Consider the following 16,928-nt stretch of genomic DNA (forward strand, 5'->3'; position numbering starts at 1 on the left):
GAGATCGCTTTCAAGGCTCACTCCTCAGAGCGCAGCGTCCTCAAAGCGAGCTTGCGAGCGACCTCACGCCTATTAGTCAACCACTTCCGCGTCGACGACTTCCGGACCGTCGCCCTTCTTGTCGGACTTCGGCTGTTCAGAAGCACCCGGCTGCGGACCCGGCTGGGCCTGGTTTGCACCGGCGGCCTGGGCCATGGAGCTGATCATGCCCTGGAGCTTGTCCATAGCGGCCTTGATCTCTTCCTTGGTGCCGTTGTCCTTCTTGGCCTTGATGTCGTCGATAGCAGCCTGCAGCTGGCTCTTGGTGTCGGCCGGCAACTTGTCGCCAAATTCCTTGAGCTGACCTTCAGCCTGGTAAGCCATCTGTTCGGCCTGGTTCCTGATGTCCACCAGCTCGCGCTGTTCCTTGTCCTTGGCAGCGTTGGCTTCGGCATCCTTCACCATCTTGTTGATTTCGTCTTCAGACAAACCGCTAGAAGAAGTAATCTTGATGGACTGTTCCTTACCGGTTTCCTTGTCCTTGGCAGACACGTGCACAATGCCGTTCGCGTCGATATCGAAGGTCACTTCGATCTGCGGCACGCCACGCGGCTTCTTCGGAAGGTCGGTCAAGTCGAACTTGCCGAGCGTACGGTTGTCGCGGGCAAATTCGCGTTCGCCCTGCAGCACGTGAATCGTCACGGCCGGCTGGTTGTCTTCGGCGGTAGAGAACACCTGGCTCTTCTTGGTCGGAATCGTGGTGTTACGGTCGATGAGCTTGGTCATCACGCCACCGAGAGTCTCGATACCCAGGGAAAGCGGGGTCACGTCGAGGAGCAACACGTCCTTCACGGAGGAGTCGCCGCTAAGCACGGCACCCTGGACGGCGGCACCGATAGCCACCACTTCGTCCGGGTTCACAGTCTTGTTCGGTTCCTTGCCGAAGAACTTCTTCACGGCTTCCTGAACGGCCGGAATACGGGTAGAACCACCGACCAGGATCACTTCGTCGATTTCGCTCAGGGAGAGGCCGGAGTCGGCGATAGCCTTGCGGCAGGGTTCCATGGAGCGTTCCACCAGGTGGGCGGTCAGCTGGTCAAACTTTGCACGGCTGAGCGTGAGGTCCAAATGTTTCGGGCCCGAAGCGTCGGCAGTGATGAAGGGAAGGTTGATGTTCGTGGAAGTCGTGGCAGAAAGGTCGATCTTCGCCTTTTCCGCGGCGTCCTTCAAACGCTGCAGGGCCATCTTGTCCTTCTTCAGGTCGATGCCCGGATTGTCCTTCTTGAATTCGTCGTTGATCCAGTCGATGATCACTTCGTCGAAGTTGTCACCGCCGAGCATCGTATCGCCGTTGGTGGCCTTCACGCTGAACATGCCGTCGTCGATTTCAAGGATGGAAATATCGAACGTACCGCCACCGAGGTCATACACGGCGACCTTTTCGCTCTTCTTGGAGTCAAGACCGTAGGCGAGGGCAGCAGCCGTCGGTTCGTTCACGATACGCAGCACTTCGAGGCCAGCGATCTTGCCCGCGTCCTTCGTAGCCTGACGCTGGGAGTCGTTAAAGTAGGCGGGGACCGTAATCACGGCCTGCGTCACCGGCTGGCCGAGGTAGTCTTCGGCAATCTTCTTCATGGTCTGGAGAACCATGGCCGAAATCTCGGGAGGAGCGAACTGCTTGTCGTCCACCTGCACGCGCACCGGGTCAGAACCCGTGCCCACCAGCTTGTAGGGCATGTTCTTTTCGGCAGCGGAGCATTCGCCGGCCGTACGGCCCATGAAACGCTTGATGGAGTAGATAGTCTTTTCGGGGTTGGTGATGGCCTGACGCTTTGCCACGTGGCCCACCAGACGTTCGCCGTTCTTGCCGAAAGCGACAATGGACGGGGTGGTGCGGAAACCTTCCGCGTTAGCGATCACGACCGGCTTGCCGCCTTCCATCACGGACACGCAGCTGTTGGTCGTTCCCAAGTCAATACCGATAATCTTGCTCATAATGAGTCTCCTATTTTTAAATTCTTGCCGCCCGCGAATCAATCTGAACGGGGCGATTTTTACGCCCATACATAAGCAAAACCCGTGCCAAATGCTAATAACTGGCAAAAAACGGCCATTTCGTTTCGTTCTGAAACAAGAAAAGCCCCCAAATCGGGGCGAAAACGGCGTGTTTCATATTAAAACACTCTGTGTAGGAGGGGAGGGGGAGGCATCCCCCTGGTTCGCACTCCGTTGCTCTCCACCCCCTCGCCTAGGTGGCTCCGCCCCCTAACACCCCCGGTCCTTCATAAAAAATAACGCCGGGGGAGAGCCCAGCGTATTCTGTCAAATGTCTTAGTTATGAATAGAACTAATTTTGTATACATCTTATTGGAAGATGCCCCAAAGTTAGTTGAAATTTCTGCAACCAAAAAGAAAAAGGTGGTCTCCAACTTGTAAATTTGGTTCAGCAAAAAAACACCAAGCAAGAGGATAACCACCATGATGAAAAGTACAAAAAGAACCCCCAAACTGTCAATCGTCCGCCGCGAAGAAATCGACATTTCGACCAGTGTCGGGGTGGTTCTGGCCGACCTTGCCGAACAGGGGAAAAGCTGCCTTGACGCGCTGTCGAGGGAGATGGGCGCAAGGCTCGTGGAGGCGATACTCCTGGCCGAAAGGGAACAGCTCGGCGGTGCAGCATACCACCCCAGGAAGGGCTTCAAGAAGTGGTCCAGCCAGGGTGGTTCCGTGTACATCGCGGGTGGCAAGGCGAAGGTGCGCGTACCCAGGCTCAGGGACGAAAACGGCGAGGTCAAATCGCGTATCTACGCCCGTCTGAAAGACCCCGACGCGTTCTCCGAGCACCTGCTGCACGCATGCCTCTCAGGCCTGTCCGGGAGGCGTTACGAGGATGTGTTCTCGACTGCCGGGGAGGCGTTCGGCGTAAGCAAGTCGTCGGTGTCGCGCAAGGTCGTTGCCGCATGCACAAGGAAACTGAAGGAACTGAACGAGCGCAGGCTGGAGGACTTCGAGGCGGTTGCCGTCTTCATGGACGCAATGCATCGCTGCGGCGAGGTCGTGATGGCCGCCATAGGCGTTGACGCGGAAGGCTACAAGCGCGTGCTTGGCCTCTGGCAGGGCAGTTCGGAAAACACCGAAATGTGCCGTTCGTTCCTTTCCGACATGGAGAGCAGGGGCCTCGCCCTGCACCCCGACATCATCTTCGTGACCGACGGCGGGACGGGCCTCAACCGCGCCCTCAAGGACCGCTTCGGCAAGGACCTCAAGCACCAGCGCTGCGTGATCCACAAGAGGCGCAACGTCGAGTCCCATCTGCCCGAGATGTACCGGGCCGAGTTCGACAGGCGCTACAACAACGCCATCGGGATGGTGGGCTACGAGGACGCGAGAAGGGAACTTCTCAAGGTCCACGAGTGGCTCGAAGGCATAAACACGAGTGCCGCCAAATCGCTTTCCGAGGGCGGCGAGAGGCTGCTTACGGTCCACCGGCTGGGCATCCCCGCGCTCCTGCGCAAGTCGCTCATAACGACCAACATAATCGAGTCCACCTTCAACGGTCTCGACGCCATCGAGAAGAACGTGAAGCGCTACAGGGACATTGGAATGTTCAAACGCTGGATGGCCGCTGAGGTCCTCCACCGCGAAAAGAACTGGAGACGGTTGGACGGCTATGCGGAAATCCCCGAACTTGTCGAAAAACTTCGGGAAAAGAGCATGAAATTACTTGACAATGAAGCGCTAATAGCCTAGATTTACACCAGTTGGAGACCTGGATTTTCAACTAAAAAAGGGACAAATTCATCTTATTGCGAGCGCATGAATTTTTTCCCAGCTAAGTTTCACCAAGGCGTTTGAACTCGTTCGAATTCCTCTTGCTCTGGCAAATGTTTCTGGCGGTCTAGAAGAATCTAGCCCATCCGTCTCGGAAGCGGTCCAAAAGTATGAATTGCCATTACCACCACCTTCATTGCTATATTCTCCTCTTACAACATATCCCGAGCCAAGTATTATACTAAAACCGAATATATTAAATGTTCCTGATGTTAAACTTTTTTTTGTAGGCAAGCCATTGTTGTTTTTTTCCACAAAATCTATCAGCGCATTATATTCGGATGAATCCGGCAAATGCCACCCCTCTGGGCAGACTTTTAAGGCGTTTTCCCAAGTATACAATCTACCTTTTTCTTTGCAATACAAGGTGTCTGAATCAAAACAGAAACTTTGATTACCATTTTTATAGTTCAAATTCTGAGCCATCCATACTTGCTCTCCAATTTGCACCGTTCTATAAACCTGAGTGTCTCGCACATCCAAATATTCGCCATATTCAATATCAGGGTTAAGATATTTTGTTGTGACACACTTGTATTTTTCGCAATCGTAGAGTTTTGAAGGAATTCCTGCGGAACTACTCGATTTCTCACTTGAAGAGCTTTCCTCAACCTTTTCGCTGCTGCTAGATTCTACAGGATTCTCGGAACTGGAGGATACTTCGTTCTTTTCGGAACTTGAAGATTCCTCGACCTTTACGGAACTGGATGATTCTGCGCTTTTCACCGAACTCGATGATTCATCCACCTTGGCAGAACTGGACGATTCTTCAACCTTCGCCGAACTGCTGCCAGCCGCCACCTCGCTCGATGACGACTTTTCTCCCTTGCCGCTGCTGCTGGACTCTACCTTGCCGGAACTCGACGAGGATTTTTCGCCACTGGAAGAACTGCCACCGACCGCCTTCTCGCTCGACGAAGACCCATCCGACTCCGCCGACTGCGGAGCCTGCCCAGAACTAGTCGACGGGCTCTCGGTGACACTTGATGATGAACCGTTGCCAGAAATCACGTTTTCGCTGGAGGAGGAGAGGGTAACCTCGCTATCCGCAGGCCCCGCCGGGGAATCGTTCGAACCGTCGTCCCCGCAAGCATTGCCAAGCAACGCCGCCACCACAACCATTCCCCCCAGAACAAACTTCTTCAGCATAAAAAACCTCACCCCTAAATATAACCCAAAACCACCCCAAAATCAACCACCCCGTGACCAAAAGCACCGACATCTCAAGAAAAATGCTATAAAAATGCGCTTTTATAAAGAATTCGGTATTTTTCTTCCAAAAATACAAAACAAAAATGAACAAAAATACAAAACAAAACTTGACAATTGGACCGTAGGGGAGAAGACGGGCTCTTTATCTTGACGGGTTCTTCCAGTTTTGATCTTTCAAAGACAATCCATTCGGGAACAGGGAGAATATCACGATTGAAGATGCTCCCCATGAGTCTTTTCGAGTCACAGGAATCCAATGGTCAAATATCACTTTCAAAACTGTTCGACGCCCCCGAAAGCGATATTGACGGAATAATGTCCGGCCTTTCGATAGAGCAACTAATTCATGCCGCTTGCCGTGGCGGGTGGCCGGCCGCTCTTTTCAAGAAAGGCGATGATGCCCAACTTGTCGTCGCGCAAGACTATCTTGAAAACATCTGCCAGACAGACATATCCACGGTTGACGGAGTCGAAAGGAACCCCAAATGGACAAAGGCTATCCTGAAATCGTACGCCCGGAACATTTCAACGTTGGCAAAGACCTCCAGCATCCATAAGGACATTCTGTCGGAATCGGACAATTTTTCCATAATAACACTGGATTCCTACTTAAACGCGCTACGCAGACTATTCGTCATAGAAGATCTGGACGCCTGGAGCCCATCCATCCGTTCCGCCACATCTATCCGTTCAGGGAAGAAGAGGGAATTTTCCGACCCATCAATTGCCGTCGCTGCGATGGGCGTCTCTCCCGAATACTTCTACACTGACCTGAAAACTTTCGGTTTTGTTTTCGAGACGCTTTGCATTAGGGACTTGAAGGTCTATTCTCAAAAACTACGTGGCGAACTTTCTTATTATCGCGACAGGACGGGGCTCGAGGCCGATGCCGTGTTGCATTTGAATGACGGACGCTATGCCTTGATAGAATTTAAGCTGGGGAGTCGCGAAATTGAGGAAGGAGCAAAGCACCTGACGACTTTAAAGGAACTTATACGGGAGCACAATAAGAAAAGCGACCAAATTCAACTTCGTGAACCGGACCTGCTGATGGTTGTCACGGGTGGGCAAATGGCATATACGAGACCCGACGGTGTAAAAGTCGTCCCGATTGGCTGCCTTAGGGACTAAAATAACCTCACCCCTAAATATACCCAAAACAACCACCCCGTGACCAAACACACTGAAAACGCCCCACACAGCAAAGCCCATTGCTTGCTTTTCTGCAAAGAAAAGAGTATATTTGGTATAGACAAGAGGTTTGATTATGTCGGACGCAGCTTTTGCAGAACTCGAATCCCAGGTGGAAGAACTTCCTCTGTTTCAGATTGTTGTCCTTCGGCAAAAATTGGACCGCATTTTGGAACGCAGAAAGTCAACGACTAATGTGGCCGCTGGTCTTGCCCTGCTTGACGAATTCGCCGGTTCAGTAGAACGCGAAATTGATTACAAGAAAGAACGCGAAGAAAGCAGGGATTTCTAGATGAACCTGCTTATTGATTCAAATGTCATTCTCGACATGGTTCAACATCGTGAACCATTTTTCCTCGAGTCAAAAAAAATTATCGCAGAATGTATTAGGCAGAGCCATTTAGGTTTTGTTACGGCACATTCCCTTTGCGACATCTACTACATTCTCCGCAAGGATATGTCCGCAGAGCAAAGGTTGAAGCTGGTAAATATGTTCTGCCAGTTCTTTACAGTTATTCCTGAAACGGCTTCGGATTTCATGACTGTTACAGAAAAACCGTATACCGAAGATCTAGAAGATGGCTTGCAACAACAATGTGCCGCCCGTTTAAAACTCGATTACATCGTTACGCGCAATATTGATGATTTTAGGGCATCCGCCGTTTCCGCCATTGAACCCGGACAATTCTTGTCTAAATTTTTCTAGTACTGGTTAATGTGTACTGGACAATACCTTTAAAGATTTCACGCTGCAAGCGCACACAATCACATGGCCAAACGGCGTCGACTTCGCTCCAGAATTCATCAGAAGCCTTCAATAAGCCGAACCCAGTTTGATGTGTCATTAGGGGTCTTAGGGGCAGAGCCCTTAGGAGTAGGGGTGGGGAGCAACGAAGTGCGAGCCAGGGGGAGGCTTCCCCCTTTACTTGCTAAAATCAAAGAAGGCAGCGGGATCCGTTCCGAAGATTTCGCCGAGTTTTATCGCCATCTTGCGGGATACCGCCCGGCGGCTGTTTTCCATGGCGCAGAGGTTCTGGACCTGAATTCCGAGTTTTTCGGCAAGGGTGACCTGCGACCAGTTGCGCAAATCGCGGTTCGCGACAATCATTTCACCGGGAGTGGAATCCAGATTCTTGAACCAGTCGGACTCCTCGAAGGGAATGGAATCCTCGTTCTTGCAGACCGCCACATTTTCAGGTTTGTAGGTGTCCTTCAAAAACCTGACAAGCGGAGCAGGGATGTGCTTCGCGCGGATTTCAATACGGGGCTTTTTCACGACTGCCAACATAGGATTGAAAATAATCAATTTTTGATTATCCGTCAATAGGGTTGAACATTAACAAACAAAAAAAGCCGGCTTTTGATATATAAAACTCCCAATATTCATTGGGGATATAATCAATAAGCCGACTTAATCGTCAAACGTCTTCGTAATGTCCTTTGCACGAAAGGATGTCAATGAACAATTAGTCGTTCTCCATTGACTCTAATTCGCTGAGTTCGTGTTCGACACCTTTCCCGGCGTTAAGTTGCTCGATGCCTTTCTTGAGGGCTTCGATATCGCTTGCGTTGTAGCGGGGGGAGGGCTCGCGGACTTCAAAGGGGATGCGGCGCTCGTTGATGACATTTTTCACGAACATGTAAATGGCGGCAGAAGTGGACAGCCCCACATTGCTGCAGAACTTGTCAAAGCTTTCTTTGTCCTTGCTGTCGATGCGTGCGGATATCGTTGCCTGTGCCATTTAATGCTCCTTTGTTACCTTACAAATATACATTTATTGACTGCAAAAAGCAATAATTTTTAATAATAATACTGCAATTTTATTCAACATTCTGCAATTTGCGTAAAACTGCATTAAACATTGACGCTAAAAACCCCGGCCTTCTTTACGAGAGGTCGGGGCTTTTAAATGCGGGGGAGGCTGCGCACGGTTTAAGATGCGCGAGAACTCATTTCCCGGCTTGCAGTTTCAGGGTCTTTCCGGCGGGGTTGCGGACCACATAGACTCCGCTCCCGAAGCCGGCGGTCTTGAGTCCGGCCTTGAGGTCTGTGAGTGTCGCGCCGGCGTTCAGGCGGATGTTCCCGAGCTCGGAGCCCATCAGGTCGAATACCCTGTAGTTGCCAGCGGCCCTCGCGAATGCGTTTGCCGCGTCCGAGGCGATTTTCGGCACGATGCCCGTGGTTCCGTTGCGGATGTCCTCAGCGCTGCCTTCGCTTTCGCCAAAGGCAATCCAGTCGAGGTTCACGTAGTCGCTTGTCACCATCACCTTGAGCACGTGCTCGCCCTCGGTGAGTTCCTTGGTGGTCGTTCCCTTGAAGGTGCCGTAGGAGTCGAAATCTCCGGTGCCCGTGAGCGCGAGCGTGTCGGTAATCGGCTCGTCGTCCATGAACAGGCGCACGCCGGTGTTGTCCATGCCGCTAGCGTATCTGAGCTCGAAGGGGAGCTTCCCGCCGGCCTGCACGTTCACGGTGTATTCCAGCCATTCGCCCTTCTGCGTGTAGCCCACGGCAAATCCGTCGCCGTTCTTCACGATGTCCACGCGGTCTTCGCGGTATTCGCCGCCCTGGTTCTTGGTATCCATGTCGTAGTAGGCCTTGCCCGCACCGCCCACGTCGTAGTTCTCGAAGTCGATGAAGTTGGCCGTGCCCTCGACCTTCGCGCCCACCACGGGCAATTCGCACTTGGCTTCGGGGTCGCTGAGTTTCGCCCTGCAGAACGGCCCCTGCGGAATGGAAGTCTTGCTGTCCTCGAATTCCCAGTAGTCTGCCTCGAAATCACCTGCGAACATGAAGAATACATCATGCTTGCCAACTGCACCTTCGGCAGGCACGGTCACCAGACCGTCCTTACTGAATTCAGCCTTGGCAACCACGGGGCCATCCACCTTGTCCAGGCGAACCGTAACGGAGGATGCCCTCTTAACGCTCAAAACGGAAGCCGAGAAGGATTCTGCGCCGGCGTCACCGAATTCCACGCCGCTAATCTTGGTGTATTTACCTTCGGAAAGATTGGTGAGAACCGTATTGCCGGCAGCACCGCTCTTACGGACCCTCACTTCTTCGCCCCACGACATGGTTTCCGCTTCCACGCGCTTGTACGGGTCAAAATCTTCCAGCTGGGCCACACCATTATCCGGCCACCACTCAATCTTCTGGATGGTTCCGTCGGCATTATACTTCATCTCGGCAACGCCAACAGAACGGCGTTCCTTGTGCTGGAACTTAAGGCCCATTTTATCGGATTTCTGGTGCCAAAGCTGGTAATGATGGCCAAAAACGTATGATTTCCCCTTGTAATCCACAATTCCCGGGTGGTTTCCATTACTGCGGGAGGAATGAGGCATAATGTCGCCCTTGTAGGTCCAGGGGCCCGTGGGGGAGTCGCTCATGGCGTAACCGATGCCTTCGGCACAGCAGGTGGAAGCAAAAGCCATATAGTAATGTTTATCGTGCTTGTAGAGCCAAGGGCCTTCCTGGTAATCCTTGATCTTGGGGTAGGTAACAATATTGCCGGAAGTACTGATCATGTCTTCGTTAAGCTTGATCATATAGAGGTCGGGATTTCCCCAGTACAAATAGGCCTGGCCGTCATCATCCACCCATACGGTGGGGTCGATGTCGTTCCAATGTTGCCGCTGCCAAACCAAGGCCTTGTTCAGAGGTTCCTTGAAGGGGCCGTAGGGACTATCTGCCACCAAGACGGAAATGCCGTTGCCGTGAATGGGGACGTACATGTACCATTTGCCATTGCGAAACACAACCTGCTCGGCCCAAGCGCCATTGGTCTTAGTACTCCACTGGATATCGTTCAGGGAGGCCACAGCCCCGTGGCTAGTCCAGTTGACCATGTCTGTAGACGTGTGTAACAGCCAGTCGTACATGACGAACCCTTCGGCATTGTCCTCGTCGTGGGTCGTGTACAGGTAAACCGTATCCCCATGGACATAGGGCGCCGGGTCACACGTGTAGTTGGTTGTAATGATTGGTTGCTGGGCAAAGGCCATTCCAGCCAAAGCCAATACAGAAGTAACGGATAAAATATTTTTCATCTTAATCTCCAAACATGTTTTACACCAGAGATAAAGATATATTGCGAAAAGCCCCGCGGAATACCACGGGGTTAATTTGTCATTGACATTTTTTCAAAAGGGGGGGAGGCAGCCCCCTGCTTGCAGCCGCTTTGTCCGCGTGTCCTGCTGATTGTCATCCCGGGCTTGACCCGGGATCTCCTTTTCTACTCGCGTCCAAGCCGTCTTCCAGCACCCCCTCGAACGGGCGCTCAATCGCCGCGCCCGTAACGCCCTGGCTGCAAATGCCCTCGGCTCCAGAAATGTGCTCATCTCGCTCACATGACCGTTCCGGAATGTTCGCTCAACGACACATTTTCTTCCGCCTTAGGGCATTCATTTCCGGTTGTCTTGCCGCACTTGATGCGGCACCTCCTTTCTCCGCCCGCGTCATGCCGATGAAAATCGGCATCAGCTTTTCATGTCCGAAAAAAGCGCTCCGGCTCTGCCTGCTCCGCACGAGCCCAAAGACTGTTCGTCTTACGCCTCACTCTCGCAAATATGCTTGGTTAATACCAAGCATTTATTGCTCACGGAAATTACAGTCTTCGGCCTTTACTGTCCGCTTAGCGGCCAGTCATTCGCCGTCGCTTTCTTTAGGCGCTCATCATCAGACGCGGTTCAAGAGTTTCAATCTTGTAGTTTTTGCGGGTGGAATTTTTCTTATTGTTCTTGATGTTGTTGACGCCTTCGGCGTCCGCGGCGTCACTCGGTCATAGAATCAAACAAGTTTGATTCTGCGACACTCGTTTAGCACGCTTTTCTTGGACATAATAACTCCCAATGGCATTCCCCCAGGAATGCCTAATTTTTGTTTTTTGTTTAAAATTTTACAATTAAGGTTTGGTTATTCAACCATTACACAACGGACAGAAAAACCATTGGTTTTATACGTATATTGCGAACCACTGCTAGTCAAAGATTTTGTTTGATATCCAGCAAGTGCACCCATTTCAGAATCTTCCGACTCTTCCACAGGATAGAACCAATAAGAACTTTCTTTCAATCGCCTAAATTCATGAACCCAATTATATCCGGCTCCAATTAAACTATATCCACTATAATTATATCCACCAAAACTTGTTGCGCGAACATCTTCTGCGCCATGTCTATTTCCATCTGCATGCAAAACAACATAGAAATCATCTTCAGTCAACAAGCGCCAACCTTTCGGACAAATGCCTTGGTGATTGGGCTTAATCAAGTCAGCACAGCTTTCTGTGTTACAACGACTCGGCAGCTGCATCATTTCTGACCACTGGTAAAGACCTCCATATTCGTCGCAGTTGGTAGTGTCATTATCATAGCAATAGCGTTCTATTTTCGCATCATTCTCTTGATCATCCTCACCATCAACCATTTCACCAATATTCAAATTTTCTGCCATTACCGTAACAGAGGCAGGCTTTTTATTCTTATCAACACCGTTAATTGTCAAGTAATAATATGTCCTACCGTTACGAGTGTCGGTAAATTTTTTATAAGCCCCAGCCTGAACACTATCGGCGCCAAGAGATCTATCACAATAAGAATACCCTGGTGTACAGAATCGTGCCGTGTCAAAAACAATCCCGCTACTGCTAGATTTGACAATGTCTACAGAACTGCTCGACATAACAACACTCGAAGAAGACTGTTTAACCTCCTCGCTGCTGCTAGAGTCTTCTTTTTTGATTGAAGAACTACTCTTGTTGTCGCCAGCAGAACTAGAAGAATTTTTCACAGTTGCAGTTGAAGAACTGGATTCCTTCGCACTCTTCTCACTAGAAGAAGACTTGTCCTTATCGGCGCTCTTTTGCGAGCTAGAAGAATTTTTGGAAATTTTTTCACTGCTAGAACTTACATTATCGCAGTCATCGCTCTGTTCCTCGCACTGGCGAGGTTCCGGCGAAACAGAAGAAGAGGATTCATCGCCACATGCTGCGAGCAGGGCTAGGAGAATGGAAAAAGTCAAGAAGATGGATTGCTTCGTTACACTCGCAATGACGTAATTCATAAGACCTCCGGTAACCTCAAAAATCTACACCCCAAATTTAGTTTATTTTCACACAAATTGTCCCCTCCGGCTATTGACAGGGGAGTTCAATTTATATATATTAGTGTTCAAATGAGCAAAATAAGTCGGGGCTCTGTCGGGCTATTCCGGCCCCGAATCAGCCGTAAACTGCTGGATTATAAATTTACGGGGAAAGTCGAATTTTTAATGTAAAAATTTGCGGGAAAAGGTGGTTTTGCTCAAAATAAATTTTCGGGAAAAGAAAAATTTATGTATATTTAGACATGTTCGGGGGATAAAATATGCCGAAATTTACATTTAAACGCAAAATTTACGCAAAAATGCTTGAATGGAAGTCCGAAAGCAAGGGTCGGACTGCCTTACTTATTGAAGGAGCCCGCCGAATCGGGAAATCCACCATTGTCGAAGAATTCGCCATTAGGGAGTACGAAACATACATCCTTATCGACTTCAATAAGGCCTCCGAAGAAGTCAAATCCCTGTTCGACGACCTCATGGACTTGGACTTCATTTTCCTGCGACTACAGGCGATTTTCCACAAGTCACTGAGACCTCGCAAATCAGTAATCATCTTCGACGAAGTCCAAAAATGCCCCAACGCGCGGCAGGCCATAAAGTACCTGGTCGCAGACGGACGCTACGACTACATCGAAACGGGGTCGCTCATCAGCATCAAGAAAAATACGGAAAGTATCACCATTCCCAGCGAAGAAGACCGACTACAAATGCACCCCATGGATTTCGAGGAATTCCGCTGGGCAATGAATGACGAAGTGACCATACCCGCGCTGAGCAAGTTCTTCGAAAGGAAGTTGCCGCTCGGTGCCGCATTCAGGACGACCATGCGCGGCCTACGGCTTTATGCGCTAGTCGGCGGAATGCCACAAGCCGTCGTCGAATATCTAGAAACAAACGACCTGCGCAAGGTCGATGCAATCAAACGTAAAATCATAAAGCTTTACACCGAAGATTTTTTGAAATTGGACCCGTCAGGGAACATGTCAAAACTGTTTGAAAGCATTCCCGCACAACTCAGTCGTGGAGCGAACCGCTACGTGACATCTAGCATCATTGGAAAAGTCGGAAAAGCTGGAGAAAACAGCCTGCTGCAACAACTCGAAGACAGCAAAACAGTGAATGTCTGCTACCATTGCGACGATCCCAATGTGGGCATGGCCCTGACACAGAATCAAGAGCGGTTCAAATTATTTGTCTGCGACACGGGGTTGTTCGTGACACTTGCATTTTGGGACAAAAACTTTACCGAAAATGTCATCTACGAACGAATGCTTTCGGATAAACTGTCCGCAAACCTGGGCTACGTTTACGAGAATCTTGTGGCTCAGATGCTAACGGCCAAGGGCGATAAGCTTTTTTACCACACCTGGGCACAAGACGAAAAACACAATTACGAAATTGACTTCATCCTTTCGCGCGGGAAAAAGATTTGCCCTATCGAAGTCAAGTCCTCCGGATACAGGACACACGATTCGCTCGATGCCTTCTGTAAAAAATTCAGCGAACGGATACAAGACCGCTACCTGATATACACCAAGGACCTGGGCCACAACGAACAGGTGCAGCATATCCCGACCTGTTTTACCATGTTCATTTAACAAAACAATCGAGTTTATCGAGAGATTCAGTAGCGTGCAAGTGAGTGTCGCGACAAAAGGATGCAAGGCGAGATAGCGCAAAAAACTTGTTTTTGCATTATCGAGCCGCAGCTACGGACGTCGTAGACGTCAAAACGCTTGCGTTTGGGCATGACCGAACGCAGCCGTAGACGCCTTTAGGCGTCCATTTTGTAGTTCTTGCGGGTGGAATTTTTCTTATTGAACTTTTTGGACGAAGATGCCCCAAAGTTAGTTGAAATTTCTGCAACCAAAAAGAAAAAGGTGGTCTCCAACTTGTAAATTTGGTTCAGCAAAAAAACACCAAGCAAGAGGATAACCACCATGATGAAAAGTACAAAAAGAACCCCCAAACTGTCAATCGTCCGCCGCGAAGAAATCGACATTTCGACCAGTGTCGGGGTGGTTCTGGCCGACCTTGCCGAACAGGGGAAAAGCTGCCTTGACGCGCTGTCGAGGGAGATGGGCGCAAGGCTCGTGGAGGCGATACTCCTGGCCGAAAGGGAACAGCTCGGCGGTGCAGCATACCACCCCAGGAAGGGCTTCAAGAAGTGGTCCAGCCAGGGTGGTTCCGTGTACATCGCGGGTGGCAAGGCGAAGGTGCGCGTACCCAGGCTCAGGGACGAAAACGGCGAGGTCAAATCGCGTATCTACGCCCGTCTGAAAGACCCCGACGCGTTCTCCGAGCACCTGCTGCACGCATGCCTCTCAGGCCTGTCCGGGAGGCGTTACGAGGATGTGTTCTCGACTGCCGGGGAGGCGTTCGGCGTAAGCAAGTCGTCGGTGTCGCGCAAGGTCGTTGCCGCATGCACAAGGAAACTGAAGGAACTGAACGAGCGCAGGCTGGAGGACTTCGAGGCGGTTGCCGTCTTCATGGACGCAATGCATCGCTGCGGCGAGGTCGTGATGGCCGCCATAGGCGTTGACGCGGAAGGCTACAAGCGCGTGCTTGGCCTCTGGCAGGGCAGTTCGGAAAACACCGAAATGTGCCGTTCGTTCCTTTCCGACATGGAGAGCAGGGGCCTCGCCCTGCACCCCGACATCATCTTCGTGACCGACGGCGGGACGGGCCTCAACCGCGCCCTCAAGGACCGCTTCGGCAAGGACCTCAAGCACCAGCGCTGCGTGATCCACAAGAGGCGCAACGTCGAGTCCCATCTGCCCGAGATGTACCGGGCCGAGTTCGACAGGCGCTACAACAACGCCATCGGGATGGTGGGCTACGAGGACGCGAGAAGGGAACTTCTCAAGGTCCACGAGTGGCTCGAAGGCATAAACACGAGTGCCGCCAAATCGCTTTCCGAGGGCGGCGAGAGGCTGCTTACGGTCCACCGGCTGGGCATCCCCGCGCTCCTGCGCAAGTCGCTCATAACGACCAACATAATCGAGTCCACCTTCAACGGTCTCGACGCCATCGAGAAGAACGTGAAGCGCTACAGGGACATTGGAATGTTCAAACGCTGGATGGCCGCTGAGGTCCTCCACCGCGAAAAGAACTGGAGACGGTTGGACGGCTATGCGGAAATCCCCGAACTTGTCGAAAAACTTCGGGAAAAGAGCATGAAATTACTTGACAATGAAGCGCTAATAGCCTAGATTTACACCAGTTGGAGACCTGGATTTTCAACTAAAAAAGGGACAAATTCTTTTGGACATAATAACCCTCAATAGCATTCCGTATGGAATGCCGATTTTTTGATTTTTTGTTTAAAATTTTACAGTTTAAAAGTGATGGTTATTCAACCATTACACAACGAACAGAAAACCCCTGAGTCTTATACAATTGTCCCCTCCGGCTATTGACAGGGGAGTTCAATTTATATATATTAGTGTTCAAATGAGCAAAAATAGTCAAAAAATCAATCCCGTGTCTATCTGCAGTTCCGCTGCAGAATACTTGACTTATGTGGCTGCCGTGGGCGGTTCCGAACAGAGCGTCGAAATGCGTTACGAAGACGAAAACGTATGGCTCACGCAAAAAATGATGGCAGAACTGTACGGGGTCGATGTGCGTACGGTTAATGACCATATTTCAAAAATTCTGGCAGATGGTGAATTGCCCGAAAATCCAACTATCCGAAATTTTCGGATAGTTCAAACAGAAGGTTCACGACAGGTTTCCCGTGAAATAATGCACTACAACCTCCAGATGATTATTGCCGTGGGGTTCAAGGTCAACAACGAGCGGGCGGTGCAGTTCCGCAAGTGGGCGGGGCAAATTGTCAAGGATTACACCATCCAGGGCTGGGTCATGGACAAGGAGCGGCTCAAGAATTTCGGGACAATCCTTACCGAAGACTATTTCGAGCGGCAATTGGAAGCCATTCGAGAAATCCGCGTGTCGGAGCGACGCTTTTACCAGAAGGTGACCGATATCTATTCGACTGCGTTAGATTACGATCCCTCTGCAAAAATCACCCGGGATTTTTTCAAGAAAGTCCAAAACAAACTCCACTGGGCGATTCACGGCCATACGGCGGCGGAACTCATTGTAGAACGGGCTGACAGCCAAAAGGAGCACATGGGGTTAAAGACCTGGGCGGCATCTCCAAAGGGCAAAATTCTTCAGTCCGACGTAATTGTTGCAAAGAATTATCTTGAAGAAGATGAACTCAAGGCCCTGGAGCTGATTGTCTCGGGTTATCTGGATTTTGCAGAAATGCAGGCCGCAAGGCACATTCCCATGACGATGGAAGACTGGGCGAGGCACCTTGACCGCATTCTTGAGGCAACGGAACACGAACTTTTGACGAATGCGGGTAAGATTTCGATGGAAGTGGCCCAGGCCCACGCCATCACGGAATGGGAAAAATATCGCGTGGTTCAGGATAAGCTTTTCCACAGCGATTTCGACTATTTTTTGGAATTGCACGAAAAAATGGCACAGTACAAAGCGTAGCTGTGCCTAAAAAGCGGGGGAGTGTCGCTCGGAGATCCTTCGACGGAGTTTACCCTGAGCTTGCCGAAGGGCTCAGGATGACATGGAGCCTGCCCTG

Annotated in this window: 15 protein-coding genes and 1 pseudogene; 8 read left to right on the forward strand and 8 right to left on the reverse strand. The window is 50.8% G+C overall.

The genetic code is table 11. The annotated features are described in order from the left end of the window. Positions 1-72: 72 nt before the first annotated feature. Entirely contained in the window at positions 73-1,974 is a 1,902-nt protein-coding gene (dnaK, locus tag CRO08_RS06375) for a molecular chaperone DnaK (protein WP_088638097.1), read from the reverse strand. 483 nt (positions 1,975-2,457) lie between these two features. Here dnaK and CRO08_RS06385 point away from each other — a divergent pair, with 483 nt between their 5' ends. Next, positions 2,458-3,729 (forward strand): IS256 family transposase, encoded by a 1,272-nt coding sequence (locus CRO08_RS06385; RefSeq protein WP_097034567.1) that lies wholly within the window; start codon positions 2,458-2,460, stop codon positions 3,727-3,729. A 48-nt stretch (positions 3,730-3,777) separates the two neighbouring features. Here the strand turns inward: CRO08_RS06385 and CRO08_RS16690 are convergent, their stop codons facing one another. Continuing rightward, on the reverse strand, positions 3,778-4,536 hold the full coding sequence (locus CRO08_RS16690) for an FISUMP domain-containing protein (protein ID WP_141398262.1): 759 nt from the start codon (positions 4,534-4,536) through the stop codon (positions 3,778-3,780). A 22-nt stretch (positions 4,537-4,558) separates the two neighbouring features. On the opposite strand from CRO08_RS16690, the gene CRO08_RS16695 reads away from it, so the two are divergent. The 4 genes from CRO08_RS16695 to CRO08_RS06405 all read left to right on the forward strand — a co-directional run bounded on the left by CRO08_RS16695 (position 4,559) and on the right by CRO08_RS06405 (position 6,919). Continuing rightward, complete coding sequence (locus CRO08_RS16695) at positions 4,559-5,173, forward strand: hypothetical protein (RefSeq protein WP_141398263.1); 615 nt, start codon at positions 4,559-4,561, stop codon at positions 5,171-5,173. A gap of 77 nt (positions 5,174-5,250) precedes the next feature. Beyond that, positions 5,251-6,153 carry an ATP-binding protein gene (locus tag CRO08_RS06395; protein WP_217990568.1) on the forward strand — a complete coding sequence of 301 codons (903 nt, stop codon included), beginning with the start codon at positions 5,251-5,253 and terminating at the stop codon, positions 6,151-6,153. A 136-nt stretch (positions 6,154-6,289) separates the two neighbouring features. Then, positions 6,290-6,505: a hypothetical protein gene (locus CRO08_RS06400; protein ID WP_097035493.1), complete on the forward strand. Its 216-nt coding sequence runs from the start codon at positions 6,290-6,292 to the stop codon at positions 6,503-6,505. Next, positions 6,506-6,919, forward strand: a complete 414-nt coding sequence (locus CRO08_RS06405; protein WP_097035494.1) for a PIN domain-containing protein — start codon at positions 6,506-6,508, stop codon at positions 6,917-6,919. Positions 6,920-7,135: 216 nt separating this feature from the next. Here CRO08_RS06405 and CRO08_RS06410 read toward each other — a convergent pair whose 3' ends face one another. The 6 genes and pseudogenes from CRO08_RS06410 to CRO08_RS06430 form a co-directional block, all read right to left on the reverse strand. Next, positions 7,136-7,489, reverse strand: a complete 354-nt coding sequence (locus CRO08_RS06410; RefSeq protein WP_176495076.1) for a helix-turn-helix domain-containing protein — start codon at positions 7,487-7,489, stop codon at positions 7,136-7,138. A gap of 190 nt (positions 7,490-7,679) precedes the next feature. Then, the gene (locus tag CRO08_RS06415; protein WP_097035496.1) at positions 7,680-7,955 is read right to left on the reverse strand and encodes a type II toxin-antitoxin system RelB/DinJ family antitoxin; all 276 of its coding nucleotides are present in this window, start codon (positions 7,953-7,955) and stop codon (positions 7,680-7,682) included. A gap of 208 nt (positions 7,956-8,163) precedes the next feature. Continuing rightward, entirely contained in the window at positions 8,164-8,796 is a 633-nt protein-coding gene (locus CRO08_RS17585; RefSeq protein WP_369684798.1) for a carbohydrate-binding protein, read from the reverse strand. Positions 8,797-8,961: 165 nt separating this feature from the next. After that, positions 8,962-10,263: pseudogene (locus tag CRO08_RS17590) on the reverse strand (family 43 glycosylhydrolase); the annotation flags it as partial. Between the two features lie 614 nt (positions 10,264-10,877). Beyond that, complete coding sequence (locus tag CRO08_RS17595) at positions 10,878-10,958, reverse strand: LEPR-XLL domain-containing protein (protein ID WP_097035741.1); 81 nt, start codon at positions 10,956-10,958, stop codon at positions 10,878-10,880. 170 nt (positions 10,959-11,128) lie between these two features. Then, positions 11,129-12,277 (reverse strand): FISUMP domain-containing protein, encoded by a 1,149-nt coding sequence (locus CRO08_RS06430; protein ID WP_097035497.1) that lies wholly within the window; start codon positions 12,275-12,277, stop codon positions 11,129-11,131. 341 nt (positions 12,278-12,618) lie between these two features. Between CRO08_RS06430 and CRO08_RS06435 the strand changes: the two genes are divergently transcribed. The 3 genes from CRO08_RS06435 (at position 12,619) to CRO08_RS06445 (ending at position 16,831) form a co-directional block, all read left to right on the forward strand. Further along, a complete protein-coding gene (locus CRO08_RS06435; RefSeq protein ID WP_217990569.1) occupies positions 12,619-13,914 on the forward strand; it encodes an ATP-binding protein in 1,296 nt (431 codons plus the stop codon). A gap of 342 nt (positions 13,915-14,256) precedes the next feature. Beyond that, positions 14,257-15,528: an IS256 family transposase gene (locus tag CRO08_RS06440; RefSeq protein ID WP_097034567.1), complete on the forward strand. Its 1,272-nt coding sequence runs from the start codon at positions 14,257-14,259 to the stop codon at positions 15,526-15,528. 241 nt (positions 15,529-15,769) lie between these two features. Continuing rightward, a complete protein-coding gene (locus tag CRO08_RS06445; protein WP_097035499.1) occupies positions 15,770-16,831 on the forward strand; it encodes a virulence RhuM family protein in 1,062 nt (353 codons plus the stop codon). Positions 16,832-16,928 lie beyond the last annotated feature (97 nt).

The sequence above is a fragment of the Fibrobacter sp. UWT3 genome (assembly GCF_900230125.1).
Lineage (GTDB): Bacteria > Fibrobacterota > Fibrobacteria > Fibrobacterales > Fibrobacteraceae > Fibrobacter.

Excerpts from the sequence above, each read along its gene's own strand:
- CRO08_RS06385 (WP_097034567.1), top strand. The coding sequence starts at position 2,458 with ATGATGAAAAGTACAAAAAGAACCCCCAAACTGTCAATCGTCCGCCGC.
- CRO08_RS06395 (WP_217990568.1), top strand. The coding sequence starts at position 5,251 with ATGAGTCTTTTCGAGTCACAGGAATCCAATGGTCAAATATCACTTTCA.
- CRO08_RS06430 (WP_097035497.1), bottom strand. The coding sequence starts at position 12,277 with ATGAATTACGTCATTGCGAGTGTAACGAAGCAATCCATCTTCTTGACT.
- CRO08_RS06440 (WP_097034567.1), top strand. The coding sequence starts at position 14,257 with ATGATGAAAAGTACAAAAAGAACCCCCAAACTGTCAATCGTCCGCCGC.
- CRO08_RS06405 (WP_097035494.1), top strand. The coding sequence starts at position 6,506 with ATGAACCTGCTTATTGATTCAAATGTCATTCTCGACATGGTTCAACAT.
- CRO08_RS06435 (WP_217990569.1), top strand. The coding sequence starts at position 12,619 with ATGCTTGAATGGAAGTCCGAAAGCAAGGGTCGGACTGCCTTACTTATT.
- CRO08_RS06415 (WP_097035496.1), bottom strand. The coding sequence starts at position 7,955 with ATGGCACAGGCAACGATATCCGCACGCATCGACAGCAAGGACAAAGAA.
- CRO08_RS17585 (WP_369684798.1), bottom strand. The coding sequence starts at position 8,796 with ATGGATACCAAGAACCAGGGCGGCGAATACCGCGAAGACCGCGTGGAC.
- dnaK (WP_088638097.1), bottom strand. The coding sequence starts at position 1,974 with ATGAGCAAGATTATCGGTATTGACTTGGGAACGACCAACAGCTGCGTG.
- CRO08_RS06400 (WP_097035493.1), top strand. The coding sequence starts at position 6,290 with ATGTCGGACGCAGCTTTTGCAGAACTCGAATCCCAGGTGGAAGAACTT.
- CRO08_RS06445 (WP_097035499.1), top strand. The coding sequence starts at position 15,770 with ATGAGCAAAAATAGTCAAAAAATCAATCCCGTGTCTATCTGCAGTTCC.